Origin of the sequence: Longimicrobium sp., assembly GCA_036387335.1 — a bacterium.
In the GTDB taxonomy this organism is placed as follows: domain Bacteria; phylum Gemmatimonadota; class Gemmatimonadetes; order Longimicrobiales; family Longimicrobiaceae; genus Longimicrobium.
Genome location: DASVTZ010000243.1, coordinates 1 through 13,482 on the forward strand (window position 1 = coordinate 1; position 13,482 = coordinate 13,482).

Here is a 13,482-nt window from a genome sequence, read left to right on the forward strand (position 1 = left end):
TGAACATCAGCGTCGGCCTGCGCAGAAAGGTGCCGATGCGCCGCTCGCGCGCCTGGCTCCAGCGCGGGTGGTCGACCTGCGGGTTGACGTTGGCGTAGAAGCCGTACTCGCCGGGCGCGGACACGTTCCACGCCGTGCGCGGCTGCCGGTCCGTGAAGCGGATGCGCACGATGCTCTTGATCGACTTGAAGCCGTACTTCCACGGAACCACCAGCCGCAGCGGCGCCCCGTTCTGCGCCGGGAGCGGTTTGCCGTAGATCCCCGTGGCGAGCAGCGTCAGCGGATGCATCGCCTCGTCCATCCGCAGCCCCTCGACGTACGGCCAATCCAGAACGCCGCGCTGCTGCCCCGGCATCTGCCGCGGGTCGTGCAGCGTGGTGAGCTCCACGAAGCGCGCGCCGGGGAGGGGCTCCGCGCGCGCCAGCACGTCGCGCAGCGGGATACCCTGCCAGGGGATCACCATCGACCACGCCTCCACGCAGCGCAGGCGGTAGGTGCGGTCCTGCACGCGGTTGGCGCGGATGAGCGTGTCGATGGGGTAGCGCCCGGGCTTGCGGCACATCCCTTCGATGCTGACCGTCCACGGCCGCGTCTTGAGCAGCCGCGGCGCCAGGCGGGATGGATCTTCCTTGTCCGTGCCGAACTCGTAGAAGTTGTTGTACTGCGTGATCTCTTCGTACGAGTTGGCTTTGTCCTGCGCCCCTTCCGCCTCCGCGCACGCCATGAGCGACGCGGGCGCCGCCACGGTCGCGATCGCCGCGGCCGCCGCGCCGATGAATCCGCGGCGGTTCACGTACACGCTCTCCGGCGTGATCTCGGAGGACGGGATGTCGTCGGGCTTGCGGATCAGCATCGGCGGGTGCCTCGGTGGTTTGGGGTACGGTGAGCTTTGTAGGCCGCGGACCGACCCATGTTCCGCCGCACCCTCTACATACGCTCACCACCCCGATGCCGGATTCGGGCCAGGGGGGAAGTGCGTGAGTGCGTGAGTGCGTGAGTGCGCTTTTCCGCACGCAGGCCTCTCGGAACGCGCAGTAGATCCTTCGCTCCGCGCCATGGTTCACAGCCCGGTCGAGGGCAGAGGAAGCGCGACAGCATGGCAAAAACATGGAATGCCGCGTTCCTCCAGCCGGCTTCAGCCGCCTTTGCGTCGTTCCAGCCGGGGGCTTCAGCCCCCGGCGACCCGCCCCCGCCCCCGGCGACTCGCCCCCGCCCCCGCTCCAATCGAACGCACTAACGCACTAACGCACCAACGCACCCACCCGCGCCCCCGCCATCGCCTCCAGCCTCGCCACCCGCTCCTCGGTGGGCGGATGCGTGGAGAACAGCCGCGCGAACCCGCCGCCGTGCAGCGACGCGAGCGGATTCACCTGCGCCATCGGGGCCGCGGCGGGCGACACGTGCATGGGGATGCGCTCCGCACCCGCCTCCAGCTTGCGCAGCGCGTGCGCCAGCGAGAGCGGCCGCCCGCAGATCTCCGCGCCCACCGCGTCCGCCTTGAACTCGCGCTGGCGCGAGATCGCCATCTGGATCACCGAGGCCGCCAGCGGGGCCAGGAAGATCATCAGGATGGCGCCCACCGCCCCGCCTCCTTCCTCCTCGTCGTTGCCGCCGAAGAGGGCGCCCCACATCGCCATCTGCCCGAGCGACGAGATGGCGCCCGCGAGGGTGGCGGTGAAGGTCTGCAGGAGCATGTCGCGGTTCTTGATGTGCGCCAGCTCGTGCGCGATCACCCCCTCCAGCTCGTCGCGCGACACGAGCTGCAGGATCCCCTCGGTCACGCACACCACCGCGTTCTCCGGGTTGCGCCCCGTGGCGAAGGCGTTGGGCTGCATGTGCGGCGCGATGGCCACGGTGGGCATGGGGAGCCCGGCACGCTGCCGCAGCCGGTCCACCATCGCGTACAGCACGGGCGCCTGCTCCGGCGTGATCACCTGCGCGTTGTACATGCGCAGCACCATCGTGGCCGACCCGAAGTAGGCGAAGAAGTTCATCGCGGCCGCCATCACGAGCGCGATGATGACCCCGCCCTGCCCCCCGAACGCGCCGCCGGCCATTACGAACAGCGCCGTGAGCCCGGCCATCAGCCCGAATACCTTTACGTTGTTCATCTCCTGCTCCTCCTGTGTGATCCCCTACGCGCGAAGGCGAGACCCTCGCGCGTGGCCCGTGTGCGCAACGCACACCGGCCCCTGTCGCGAAGGTCTCGCCTGGCTCTCACTGGAACCTGTCCGGACCGTGCGCCCCGTGAGGCGCAGTCTTGACGATCCGGACACACGGGCTTTCTCGCCCGCGCGGCTACTCCCCTTCCATGTCCGCGCTCACGTGCAACAGGCGTACCGCGTTGCGGCTGCCGGATTTGCAGATGATTCCGCCCTCGCGGCGGAACGGCGCATGCTGTGTCGTACCGCGATTGCGCGCCCTGGGTTCCCCGCACCCGTCATCCGATGACCGAGCCCCGCGTCGGCCGCCTCTTCCTCGGCGTCCCGCTCAGCGATCCCCTCCGCGACGCGCTCGGCGAGCACCTGCGCCGCGCCCTCCCCGGCGGCATACCGGGGCGCCCCGTGGTCCCCGCCAACTGGCACCTCACCCTCCGCTTCCTGGGCGATACGGACGCCGAACAGCACCGCCAGCTGGTGGAGGCACTCGAGAAGGCGCCGCTGGGCCCGCGCTTCTCGATCGCGTTCGGCGGGCTGGGCGCCTTCCCCCGTGCGCGGCGCGCGGGAGTGCTCTGGCTCGGCGTAGCCGAGGGCGCCGCGGAGCTGAAGCGAGTCGCGGCGCTGGCGGAAGACGCCGCGCGTCAAGCCGGCTTCCCCGCCGAGAAGAAGCCGTTCTCACCCCACCTCACCATCAGCCGCCTCAACCCGCCCCGCGACGTGGAACCAGCCGTAGCCGCGGCGCCCGAGTTCGGCGGGCGGATGGAGGTGGAGGGCATCGTCCTCTTCCGAAGCCACCTGGGGAGCGGTCCGCCGCGCTACGAGGCGCTGCGCACGTTCGCGCTTACATGAAAAGAATGGCCTCACGCGGAGGCGCGGAGGCGCGGAGGAGTTCTCTCTGCGTCTCCGCGCCTCCGCGTGAGCCCCGCCGTTGCGACCCATGCGGCACGAAAATCTCTCCACCCGGCACCACAATCCAACGAACGCGCTGAACGGGAGTGACGACGATGCAGCTCGAAGGCAAGGTGGCGCTGGTGACGGGCGGCGGCGAAGGGATCGGACGGGCGTCCGCCATCCTCATGGCGAAGGAAGGCGCAAAGGTGGCCGTACTGGGCCGCCACCGCGAGAACCTGGACCCCGTGGTCGAGGAGATCGAAAAGGGCGGCGGCCATGCCCTCGCCGTCGTCGCCGACGTCAGCAAGGCGGACGACATGAAGCGCGCGGTGGAGGAGGTCGTGGGCGAGTGGGGGCGGCTGGACGTCGTCTTCGCCAACGCGGGCGTCAACGGCGTCTGGGCGCCGATCGAAGAGCTGGAGCCGGAGGAGTGGGAGCAGACCATCGCCATCAACCTCACCGGGACCTTTTTCACGGTGAAATACGCCGTGCCGCACCTCAAGAAGCAGGGCGGATCCGTGATCGTGAACTCGTCTATCAACGGCACGCGTATCTTCAAGAACACGGGCGCGTCGGCCTACGCGTCGTCCAAGGCGGGGCAGGTGGCGTTCACGAAGATGCTGGCGCTGGAGCTGGGGCCGCATGGGGTGCGAATCAACGTGATCTGCCCCGGCGCCATCGAAACCGCCATCGACGACAACACCGAGCAGCGCCACGTCGACAAGGTGAAAGTCGAGCCAGAGTATCCCAGCGAGGAATCCAAGTACCCGCTGACGCGCGCCCCCGGGAGCGCCGAGCAGGTGGCACGTGTGGTGCTGTTCCTGGCCTCCGACGCCGCCAGCCACCTGACGGGAACGGAGATGTGGGTGGACGGCGGCGAGTCGCTGCTGTGCGCGACGTGAGCCGGCGCATGCACACGGAGGGGGTCCCTTGAAGATCATGCTGCTTTCCGAGGACCGGCTTCGCGTGCAGGGGGGCGCGGGGCCGCTGAGCGTCGAGGCGGACTCGGCCGAGATGACCTACTCGCCGGGGCACATGCTGGCGAGCAGCCTGGCGGTGTGCACCTACTCCATCCTCCAGTCGTGGGCCACCAACGCCGACATCCCCGCCACCGACCTGGCGGTGGAAGTGGGCTTCGAGTACGTGGAGAAGCCGCATCGCATCGGCAAGATGGAGGTCGCACTCGACTGGCCCTCGCTTCCCGCCGAGCGGCGGGAGGCGGCCCGGCGCGCCGCGGGCCTCTGCCCCATCCACCGCACCCTCCACGCGCCGCCCGAAGTCACGACGCTGGTCACCGGCGCCGCGCAGGCGGCGGGGGCGGGCGCATGAGCTTCCCCGTCGTCCACTTCGTCTTCGGCGGCCAGGAAGCCACCTCCGCCGGCATGGGGCGCCCCTACACCGTGGTGTTCGACGGCCAGTGCAAGGTGTGCACGCGGCTCGCCAACCTCCTGCGCAAGTGGGACAAGCACGACGAGCTGGAAGTGATCCCCTTCCAGAACACCTCGGTCCTCACCCGCTTCCCCTGGATCCCGAGCGAGTCGTACGCCCAGGCGATGCAGCTGGTGGGGCCGGGGGGGAAGACGTGGCAGGGGGGCGGCGCCATCGAGCAGCTCCTCAAGATCCTCCCGCTTGGCGGCGCCATCGGCTGGGTCTTCAAGCTCCCGTACTTCGGGGTAGGCTTCGAGCGCTTCTACCGCTGGTTCGCGGCCAACCGCTACCGCTTCGGCTGCGGCGCCCACTGCCAGCTCCGCCCCCTCGACATCGACTTCGGCGACGCCGATCCCGAGGACCTCGCCCCCGCCGGCGACGCGCTGCCGCTGAAGACGACGACGTAACTGCCCGCATCAAGTTGATCGTTCGCAACCGGAAGCGAAGATGAGCGAGCGATTCTACTCCGATCCACGGCTCTACGACCTGCTGTTTCCGCCGGGCGAGTACGCGCGCTTCTACGCGGAGGAGGCGCGGCGCGCGGGCGGCCCGGTGCTGGAGTTGGCGTGCGGCACGGGGCAGCTCCTCGCCCCGATCGCGCAGGGCGGGACGCGCTGCGTGGGGATCGACCTGTCGCCTGAGATGCTCGGCGCGGCCGCGGAAAGGCTGCGCCAGGCGTCCGCGTCCGCCGAGCTGGTGGAGGGCGACATCCGCTCGTTCGACCTCGGCGAGTCGTTCCCGCTGATCTTCATCGCGCGCAACTCGCTGCTCCATCTGCACGCGACGGACGACCTGCTGGCGTGCTTCAGCGCCGTGCGCCGGCACCTGGCGCCGGGCGGGGTCTTCGTCTTCGACGTGTTCAACCCCAGCGTCCGCCTGCTCGCGCGACCCGCGGGCACTCGCTTCGCCGTGATGGAGATCGAGCATCCGGACCACGGGCGCGTCTCCGTGGAGGCGGAGGGCGAGTACGACGCGGCCACCCAGGTGAAGCGCGAAACGTGGTACTTCTCGGCGCCGGGCCGCCCCGACTTCTGGACGGCTCCGCTGGCCGTGCGTTGCATCTTCCCGCAGGAGCTTCCGCTTCTCCTGGACGCAGGCGGGCTCCGGTTGGAGGCGCGCTACGGTGACTTCGCGGGTGGGTCGTTCCACGGAGGGAGCGCGCGACAGGTATGCTTCTGCCGCGCGGCGTGACCCCTGAATCCAGCTCGCAATGCGTACCGCAGGCGCGTTGACCCAACTTTGTACAGACGTTAGATTTCGGTGTCTGTACGGAGGTGGTGGGAACGCTTGCGGGAGAAGGGGATGGAAGTCGCGGCGAAGCTCTCGATCCTGGCGGATGCGGCCAAGTACGACGCGTCGTGCTCCAGCAGCGGGGCGAAGGGGAGGAAGGGGGGCGCAAAGGGGCTCGGCTCCACAGAGGGGACGGGGATCTGCCACAGCTACACGCCCGATGGCCGGTGCGTGTCGCTCCTCAAGGTGCTGCTCACGAACTACTGCATCTACGACTGCCAGTACTGCATCAACCGCCGCTCCAGCGACGTGCGCCGGGCGCGCTTCAAGGTGGACGAGCTGGTGGCACTGGTGCTGGACTTCTACCGGCGCAACTACATCGAAGGGCTCTTCCTCAGCTCGGGGATCATCCGCACGCCGGACTACACGATGGAGCAGCTCATCGCCGTGGCGAAGACGCTGCGGCGGGAGCACGGCTTCGCGGGCTACATCCACCTGAAGACGATTCCCGATGCGTCGCCGGAGCTGCTTGACGAGGCGGGGCGCTGGGCGGACCGGCTGAGCATCAACGTGGAGCTCCCCACGCAGGAGAACCTGGACCGGCTCGCCCCCGAAAAGCAGCTCGTGCAGATCACCGGCGCCATGGGGCGGATGAAGGAGCGCATTGCCGAAGCCAAGGCGGATGCCGCGCCGCGCCGCACCCTCCCGCGCTTCGCCCCGGCCGGCCAGAGCACGCAGATGATCGTCGGCGCGACCGAGGCGACGGACACCACCATCCTGCACACCGCATCGGAGCTGTACCGCGGACCGGAGCTGCGGCGCGTGTACTACTCCGGCTTCTCGCCGATCCCGGATGCCGCCGCCGCGCTCCCGCTGATTGCCACGCCGCTGGTGCGCGAGCACAGGCTCTACCAGGCGGACTGGCTGATGCGCTTCTACGGCTTCGAGGCGCGCGAGCTGACCACCGCGCAGGCGCCCAACCTGGACCTCGGCATCGACCCCAAGACCTCGTGGGCGCTCCGCAATCGCGACCGCTTCCCCGTGGACCTGAACCTGGCTGACCGGGAGGAGCTGCTGCGCATCCCGGGCCTCGGGACGCGCAACGTGAAGCGCATCCTGGCCGCGCGCCGCTGGCACCGCATCCGCCTCGCGGACCTCGCGCGCATGCGGGTGCCGCTGAAGCGCGCCCTTCCGTTCATCATCACCGACGACCACCGGCCGCGGCTGCTCAACCCCGACGCCCTCGATCTGCGCGACCGCATCGCGCCCAAGGGGAGCCAGACGGACCTGTTCGAAACCGCGTTCGCCGCGCTCCACGGCGAGCTCTGAAACGGCGGGCTCACGCGGAGACGCGGAGGCGCTGAGAGAACTGCAACCGCGCCTCACACAGAGCCACAGAGTCAACGGAAAGGGGGAAGGTGGAGCGATTTCAGCCCCCTCTCTCGATGACGGGAGGGCGCAGCCCTCTCCTGTTATCGGGAGAGGGGGCAGTCGAGTGTAACGAGACGGGGGTGAGGGCCACATGCACCGCACGAGTATCGAACCTACGTTCCACGGATGGCGCGACGCCGCCCGCGGGCTCCTGGCCGCGGGGGTGGAGCCGCGCGACGTGCTCTGGGAGGAGGCGGAGGGGGAGCAGGCCGGGCTCGATCTGGTGGATGACGCTCCCGCCGCCGTGAGCCAGGCGACGGCACGGGTGCCGCGCGCGTTCATGGCGCTCGCGGAGGCGGCGGCGTGCCACAGCGATGCGGAGCGCTGGGCGATCCTGTACCGCGTCCTCTGGCGGCTGAAGCACGGGGAGCCGCGGCTGATGGAGGTGGCGATGGACCCCGACGTCCACCGCATGCTCGCCATGGAGAAGGCCGTGCGGCGCGACGTGCACAAGACCAAGGCGTTCGTCCGCTTCCGAGCGGTCGAGGGGGAGGGCGGGACGCACTACGTGGCGTGGTTTGAGCCGGAGCACCACACCCTGGAGCGCTCCGCACCCTTTTTCGCCGAGCGCTTCGCCTCCATGCGCTGGTCGATCCTCACGCCGCGCCGCTGCGCGCACTGGGACGGCTCGTCGCTCTGGTTCTCCGAAGGCGTGCCGCGCTCCGCCGCACCGTCGGCCGATGCGCTGGAGGATCTGTGGCGGACGTACTACGCCAGCATCTTCAACCCCGCGCGCATGAAGCCCCGCGCGATGAAGTCAGAGATGCCGCTGAAGTACTGGCGCAACCTCCCGGAGGCGGAGCTGATCCAGCCGCTGATGCGCGACGCCCCGGCGAGGGTGCGGCGGATGATCGAGGAGCAGAGGCGATCGTCGGAGTAACGTGCGAGTGGGTTGAACGGAACAAAAAAAGCATCACGCGGAGAACACAGAGGGAGCTACAAGCCGCGGAGAACCCCTTCCGCTGTTCTTTCCTACCCTCTGTGTCTCCGTATGAGGTCTTTTTGGAACACGTGCCCGATCACCGCCCGCCGCATCACGGGCCGGATGGCAAGTTCAGGACGCCCTGGCCCGTGGAGGGCGGCGAGAGGCGCACGCAGCTCCAGCTCCTGCAGTGGATGGGCGAGCGGTTGCTGCGCGGGCGCGCGCCCAATCCGAAGCCCGGCGACCTGCCGATGGCGCGGCCGGAGATCGCATCTCCGCGCGCGGCCAGGGACGAGATCCGCATCACGTGGGTGGGGCACTCGACGTTCCTGATCCAGGCGGGCGCCATCAACGTCCTCACCGATCCGCACTGGAGCCTGCGCGCATCGCCGTCGCAGCGGATCGGGCCGGCGCGCTTCGTACCGCCCGCGATCGCGTGGGAGGCGCTGCCGCCCATCGACGCCGTCCTCCTGTCGCACGACCACTACGACCACCTGGACGAAGACACGGTGCGGCGCCTCCACGAGCGGTTCGGCGAGGCGCTGCGCTGGGTGACGCCGCTGAAGTACGCGGAGTGGTTCGCGCGGCTGGGGATCCGCGGGATCACGGAGCTGGACTGGTGGGACGAGGCGGAACTGCCGGGCGGCGTGCGCGTGACCTGCGCCCCCGCGCAGCACTGGACGCGGCGCACCATGCGCGAGTTCAACGACCGCCTCTGGGCCTCCTTCGCCCTGCGCCTGCCGGATGGACGCGGGATCTACTTCGCGGGAGACAGCGGCTACTTCGGCGGCTATGGCGAGATCGCGCGCCGCGCCGGACCGTTCGACGTGGTGCTGATGCCGGTGGGCGCCTACGACCCGCGCTGGTTCATGAAGCCCGCGCACATGAACCCCGAAGAGGCGGTGCACGCCTACCAGGACCTCGGCGGGCGCGGCGCGTTCGTGGGGATGCACTGGGGCACCTTTCGCCTCACTGACGAGAACCCGCTCGAACCCCCGCTCCGCACCCGCGCCGCCTGGGCCGCCGCCGGGCTGCCTGACGCGGACCTCCACCTGCCGCGGCACGGCGAGACAATCCGCCTGTAGTGCAGGTGTCCTGATTCGCGGACGGGCCTGTCTCGCGGATGGGCCACACGGAAGCTGACGAGGTCCGGCGCGGGCGGGCAACGTGTTGACCATCCAAAACATAGGATGTGCTTGCGCGGTGGCACGGTGTACGCGGTCCATCCGAACGCCGCGGCGGCACACAACCAACCCAATGACGGAGCGGGATCATGAGAGTTACGCTTACCCGGCTGGTCCTTCCCACGCTCGGGCTCCTGGCTGCCTGCGTCCCTGCCGCGGTGCAGAGAAGCGCTCCGGCCCCGGAGAACGCCCTTTCATGCGCGCAGGAGTCGCTGCGGAGGCTGGGCTACTCCAACGTGGAGATGGCGAAGAGCGGCAACAGCTTCTACGCGAGCCGCACGGCCGACAGCGCGGCGGTGACCCGCATCGAGCACCTGGTGAACGTCAGCACCCGGACGAACGGATCTCGCATGCTGCAGCTTCGCGGTGAGCGCCTGTTCAACAAGGAAGTGGGGCTCAATCTCGCGAGCCAGGCGCCCGCGGACTACAGGGTGCGCATGGAAGCGGACGACCTGCTGAAGAGCGAGATCTCGCAGGTGATCCAAGATTGTACCGACGCCGCACCGCACTCGCCCGCCGCCGCCCGCTAGCCCGGACGAAGAAGGTTGCTTTGCGCCGGCGGGGTGCGCATCCATGCGACACCCCGCCGCCCTCCTCTCCCACCCCGGGAAGCGCATGATCCTCCGCCGGCTCCTGGCCTTCTCCGCCCTCCTCCTGATGCTGGCCACGCCCGCCGCGGCGCAGGTGCTCAGCGGCCGCGTGCTGGACGCGGCAGACGGGCAGCCCGTGCCGCAGGCGCGCATCACCGTCGTCAACGCCGAAGGGCGCACGGTGGCCCGCACGACCTCCGCGGAGAACGGCACCTTTTCGATGCACATCCGCGTGACCGACCCGGTGCGCCTGCGCGCGGAGCGAACCGGGTACAGCGCGACCGTCACCCAGCCTGTGCAGGTCGGCATCCTGGAAACGCTCCAGGTGGACGTGCGCATGGCGGTGCAGGCGCTGTCGGTGGAGCCGCTCACCGTCGTCGGTCGTATCCAGCCCAAGCGGCGTGCATCGCTCGAGCTCTCCGGGTTCTACGACCGCGAGGCCCGGGGGCTCGGCCGCTTCCTGCGCCGCGAGGAGATCGAGCGGTACGCCAACGCGGACATCGCCCAGGTGGTGGACCGCATGCCCGGAACGACGCGGATCGGCTACAACATCGTCCTGGACCGCTCCTCGATGGTCGGCTCGATCTATCGAAGCCAGACGCGCGGCAGCGTCTCGCAGTGCCTGCCCCAGGTGTACCTCGATGGAAACCGAGTGGCGTACGACCGCAGCGGGTTGGCCGGGATGGCGCTCCCCGAGCACCTGGAGGCGGTGGAGGTGTTCAGCGGCTCGTCGCAGATCCCGCTCCAGTACAGCGGAAGCGACTCGGCCTGCGGCGTGATCCTGCTCTGGACGCGGAAAGAGCCGTAGCTCCCTCGCGAAAGCGCGCGACGAGACAGGTGCCCGGCGAGCTGCGCCGGGCACCTGTCTCGTTCCCCACCCGTTTGTCAGGGAGTGCTCGTCCCGGGCCCGGTGGAGGTCCCCGCCGGCGGCGCTCCGCCGGGCGTCGTGGGCGACGGGTTGCTGTCCGCCGGGGTGGTGCTGGTGGTGCCGACGGGCGGGTAGGCGTTGGGGACCTGCTGGCCGACCGTGGCGGAGTCCTGGCGCGTCACCGGGTCGGCGCCCGTGGCGGCATCGTTGTTCTCGGGGGTGTGCTCGCCCGCGTTGTCGCAGGCGGCGAGGGCAAGGAAAGCCGCCAGGGGGAGCGCGGCGAGGATACGGGTGCGGGGCATGTCGCCTCTGCGAACGGGTTTGGGCCGGAGCTGGGTCGCCCGCCGGTTCAGCATCCACCGTACCACCGCGCCGCCGAAGCCGCACCGAAAGCTTGCGCGTGACCCGCCGCCGCGGAAGATTGCACCCTTCCCCGCCGCGCCCCCCCCGACCGCATCCCCGTCCTCATGCCCAACGATTCGCCGCTCTCCGAGCGCGAGCTCGCCGCGCTCGAAGCGCTCGCCTCCGAGGCCACCCCCGGTCCCTGGGAAGCGCAGACCGTGCTGGACTTCCAGACCGGCGACGCCACGCTGGCCGTCACGCACTCCCCGCGCGACTCCGACGACCTGGTCTTCGTGGTGGAGCGCGAGGCCGAGGTGTCGCCCGCCAACCAGCGCTACATCGCCGCGCTGCACCCGGACGCCACCCTGCGCCTCCTCGGCGAGGTGCGCCGCCTCCGCGGCTTCGAAGAGCAGATCGACTCCATGCGCTCGGTCCTCCGGCACCTGGACGCCTTCCTGGAGCAGCGCGGCCTCGCGCAGCAGGCCCGCCGCTTCATCGAGCTCCGCTCCCAGTCGGAGCACCTGCATCCCTCGCCCTTGCCCGCAACTGACAACGGCGGTTTCACACAGAGCCACAGAGGGAACTGAAAGGCGCAGAGGGATTACGATTCCAAGTGGTTTCGTCAGGGTTCCAGGAGAGCGCCGAGTTTCTGGAGTACCCCGCGAACCACCGCCTCGGTAACCCGCGCCGCGAATTCGGCGTTGCGTGCGCGCCAGTCCAGGCTCTTGATCTGGTCGGCCAGGACGACGCCACTCACCTTGCCCCCACTCGGGAGGCGTACCTCAAACGGATAACCTTTCACCTGGCTGGTGATGGGGCACAGCAGCGCGAGCCCCGCTCGACCGTTGTACGAAGCCGGTGAAACGACGAGTGCGGGCCTCCTCCCTGCCTGTTCGTGCCCAGCTTGTGGATTCAGCTGCACCCAGACGATGTCTCCGCGAGCCGGAACGTACCCGGTGGCGGCACTCACCAGACTTCATCTCCCACCGCGGGCCCGGTGTCGATCTCGCGGTGAAGATTGTCCGGTGTGATCCGCGACAGCAGATCGTCGAGCGTGTACTCCGGGTGCGTCAGAGGGGTGACCACGAGGCGGCCTTCTTCCAGCGTCAGGTCGACCTCCGCCCCCTGCCCAAGCGCGGTCTCCGTCGCAAAGGACTTAGGGATCCTCAGAGCCAAGCTGTTTCCCCACTTCTGAACCCGTATGCGCATCACGCCCTCCGCGTAGGTGTCTACATAGAAGATACATCAGCCCGCCCGCAAAAGCCACAGAGAAGGAAAGCGACACCCTTGTCGTTCCCTCTTGCTGTTCCTCTGTGTCTCTGTGTGAGCCATGCGGTTGCAGTTCTCTCTGCGTCTCCGCGCCTCCGCGTGAGGCAAATGGGATGCATGGAAACGGAACGGGGCGGGCCTGAATCTCCAGGCCCGCCCCGTTCGCGTACCGCCAGCCCGCGGAGCTTACATGTCGTGCAGGGCGTCGATGTTGATGACGCGCTCGGCGAGAGTCGTGAGTTGCTCGTCGGTGGCGCCCTCCTCGTCCAGCGTCTGCTGGATCAAGGTGGCGTCCTGCTCGCGGCCCAGCATGCGCGCGTAGGTGCGCACGCAGCCGTAGCCGGCCATCTCGTAGTGCTCCACGCGCTGCGCGTTGGCGATCATGGCGGCGTCCAGCACGTCGGAGTCGCCCTTTTCCTTGACGGTGTCGTTGGCTTCCTTGAGGAGCCCCTCCATCCCCTTGCAGTGGTGGCCGGACCCCTTCTCGTCCAGGTCGGCGAAGATCGAGTCGAGCCGGCGCACGTGCTCCTCCGTCAGCGTCACGTGGGCCTCGAACGCCTGCCGCAGCTCGGGGTGCTTTGCGGCTTCCGCCATCTTGGGAAGCGACTTCAGGATCTGGTTTTCCGCGCTGTACAGGTCGCGAAGCTGCTCCACGTACAGGTCCCGCAAAGTATTCAACGCCATGATCTTTCTCCTTGGTCTTGAGCCTCCGTCCTTGGCATCGTGCGCAAGCGGCGGGGCGGCCCGGCTACGCACGCCCCGTGCCCATCGCCGTCGTCCGCGACAAAGGCGGGCCGCAGCGCCCGGGAGGGCACGGGCAGCCACGTGGGGCGGCCCCTACGGATCTCGGCGCGTTTGCCCTGGCGGCGGAGCAGCGCGGGGCACGGGCGCGATAAATCGTGCCCCTACGAAACAACGTGGCAACGCGCAGACATCCGCCCCCTCTCTCGATAACAGAGGGCGCAGCCCTCTCCGGTTATCGGGAGAGGGGGCAGCGATGACCGAGCGGGGGTGAGGGCCCACTACACCCGCCCCAGCACCGCCCGGTGCCGCTCCGACAGCTCCGCCGGCTCCGCCCACGCGCGGGCCATCGCCAGCGCCTCGTCGAGCACTTCGCGGAGGGCGGGGGTGAGGCGGCGCTGCTCGTCTTCCAGGAGCCAAGCCTCGA

The 13,482-nt window shown here is 69.4% G+C and carries 17 protein-coding genes; 11 read left to right on the forward strand and 6 right to left on the reverse strand.

What is annotated here, in order from left to right; all coding sequences use genetic code 11:
- Positions 1-853: protein-methionine-sulfoxide reductase catalytic subunit MsrP (msrP, locus tag VF647_24730; protein HEX8455307.1), on the reverse strand; the 853-nt coding region annotated here is incomplete at its 3' end.
- Between the two features lie 388 nt (positions 854-1,241).
- Positions 1,242-2,111, reverse strand: a complete 870-nt coding sequence (locus tag VF647_24735; protein ID HEX8455308.1) for a zinc metalloprotease HtpX — start codon at positions 2,109-2,111, stop codon at positions 1,242-1,244.
- A gap of 336 nt (positions 2,112-2,447) precedes the next feature.
- Here VF647_24735 and thpR point away from each other — a divergent pair, with 336 nt between their 5' ends.
- The 10 genes from thpR (at position 2,448) to VF647_24785 (ending at position 10,643) form a co-directional block, all read left to right on the forward strand.
- A complete protein-coding gene (gene thpR, locus VF647_24740; protein ID HEX8455309.1) occupies positions 2,448-3,008 on the forward strand; it encodes an RNA 2',3'-cyclic phosphodiesterase in 561 nt (186 codons plus the stop codon).
- Between the two features lie 155 nt (positions 3,009-3,163).
- Positions 3,164-3,952 carry an SDR family NAD(P)-dependent oxidoreductase gene (locus VF647_24745; protein HEX8455310.1) on the forward strand — a complete coding sequence of 263 codons (789 nt, stop codon included), beginning with the start codon at positions 3,164-3,166 and terminating at the stop codon, positions 3,950-3,952.
- Positions 3,953-3,989: 37 nt separating this feature from the next.
- Positions 3,990-4,379 carry an OsmC family protein gene (locus VF647_24750; protein HEX8455311.1) on the forward strand — a complete coding sequence of 130 codons (390 nt, stop codon included), beginning with the start codon at positions 3,990-3,992 and terminating at the stop codon, positions 4,377-4,379.
- The gene (locus VF647_24755; GenBank protein ID HEX8455312.1) at positions 4,376-4,885 is read left to right on the forward strand and encodes a DUF393 domain-containing protein; all 510 of its coding nucleotides are present in this window, start codon (positions 4,376-4,378) and stop codon (positions 4,883-4,885) included. The genes VF647_24750 and VF647_24755 overlap by 4 nt, the downstream gene beginning before the upstream one ends.
- Before the next feature lie 40 nt (positions 4,886-4,925).
- On the forward strand, positions 4,926-5,669 hold the full coding sequence (locus VF647_24760; protein HEX8455313.1) for a class I SAM-dependent methyltransferase: 744 nt from the start codon (positions 4,926-4,928) through the stop codon (positions 5,667-5,669).
- A 111-nt stretch (positions 5,670-5,780) separates the two neighbouring features.
- Entirely contained in the window at positions 5,781-7,037 is a 1,257-nt protein-coding gene (locus tag VF647_24765) for a putative DNA modification/repair radical SAM protein (GenBank protein HEX8455314.1), read from the forward strand.
- Positions 7,038-7,230: 193 nt separating this feature from the next.
- Positions 7,231-8,019 carry a TIGR03915 family putative DNA repair protein gene (locus tag VF647_24770; protein ID HEX8455315.1) on the forward strand — a complete coding sequence of 263 codons (789 nt, stop codon included), beginning with the start codon at positions 7,231-7,233 and terminating at the stop codon, positions 8,017-8,019.
- Positions 8,020-8,150: 131 nt separating this feature from the next.
- On the forward strand, positions 8,151-9,146 hold the full coding sequence (locus VF647_24775; GenBank protein ID HEX8455316.1) for an MBL fold metallo-hydrolase: 996 nt from the start codon (positions 8,151-8,153) through the stop codon (positions 9,144-9,146).
- A gap of 188 nt (positions 9,147-9,334) precedes the next feature.
- Complete coding sequence (locus tag VF647_24780; protein HEX8455317.1) at positions 9,335-9,775, forward strand: hypothetical protein; 441 nt, start codon at positions 9,335-9,337, stop codon at positions 9,773-9,775.
- Between the two features lie 85 nt (positions 9,776-9,860).
- Entirely contained in the window at positions 9,861-10,643 is a 783-nt protein-coding gene (locus tag VF647_24785; protein HEX8455318.1) for a TonB-dependent receptor, read from the forward strand.
- 77 nt (positions 10,644-10,720) lie between these two features.
- Here VF647_24785 and VF647_24790 read toward each other — a convergent pair whose 3' ends face one another.
- Positions 10,721-11,005 carry a hypothetical protein gene (locus VF647_24790; GenBank protein HEX8455319.1) on the reverse strand — a complete coding sequence of 95 codons (285 nt, stop codon included), beginning with the start codon at positions 11,003-11,005 and terminating at the stop codon, positions 10,721-10,723.
- A 165-nt stretch (positions 11,006-11,170) separates the two neighbouring features.
- On the opposite strand from VF647_24790, the gene VF647_24795 reads away from it, so the two are divergent.
- Positions 11,171-11,632 (forward strand): hypothetical protein, encoded by a 462-nt coding sequence (locus VF647_24795; protein HEX8455320.1) that lies wholly within the window; start codon positions 11,171-11,173, stop codon positions 11,630-11,632.
- A 35-nt stretch (positions 11,633-11,667) separates the two neighbouring features.
- Here the strand turns inward: VF647_24795 and mazF are convergent, their stop codons facing one another.
- The 3 genes from mazF to VF647_24810 form a co-directional block, all read right to left on the reverse strand.
- Positions 11,668-12,015, reverse strand: a complete 348-nt coding sequence (gene mazF / locus VF647_24800) for an endoribonuclease MazF (protein HEX8455321.1) — start codon at positions 12,013-12,015, stop codon at positions 11,668-11,670.
- Positions 12,012-12,254 (reverse strand): AbrB/MazE/SpoVT family DNA-binding domain-containing protein, encoded by a 243-nt coding sequence (locus tag VF647_24805; GenBank protein ID HEX8455322.1) that lies wholly within the window; start codon positions 12,252-12,254, stop codon positions 12,012-12,014. The genes mazF and VF647_24805 overlap by 4 nt, the downstream gene beginning before the upstream one ends.
- Before the next feature lie 246 nt (positions 12,255-12,500).
- Positions 12,501-12,998, reverse strand: a complete 498-nt coding sequence (locus VF647_24810; protein ID HEX8455323.1) for a ferritin-like domain-containing protein — start codon at positions 12,996-12,998, stop codon at positions 12,501-12,503.
- Positions 12,999-13,482: the final 484 nt, after the last annotated feature.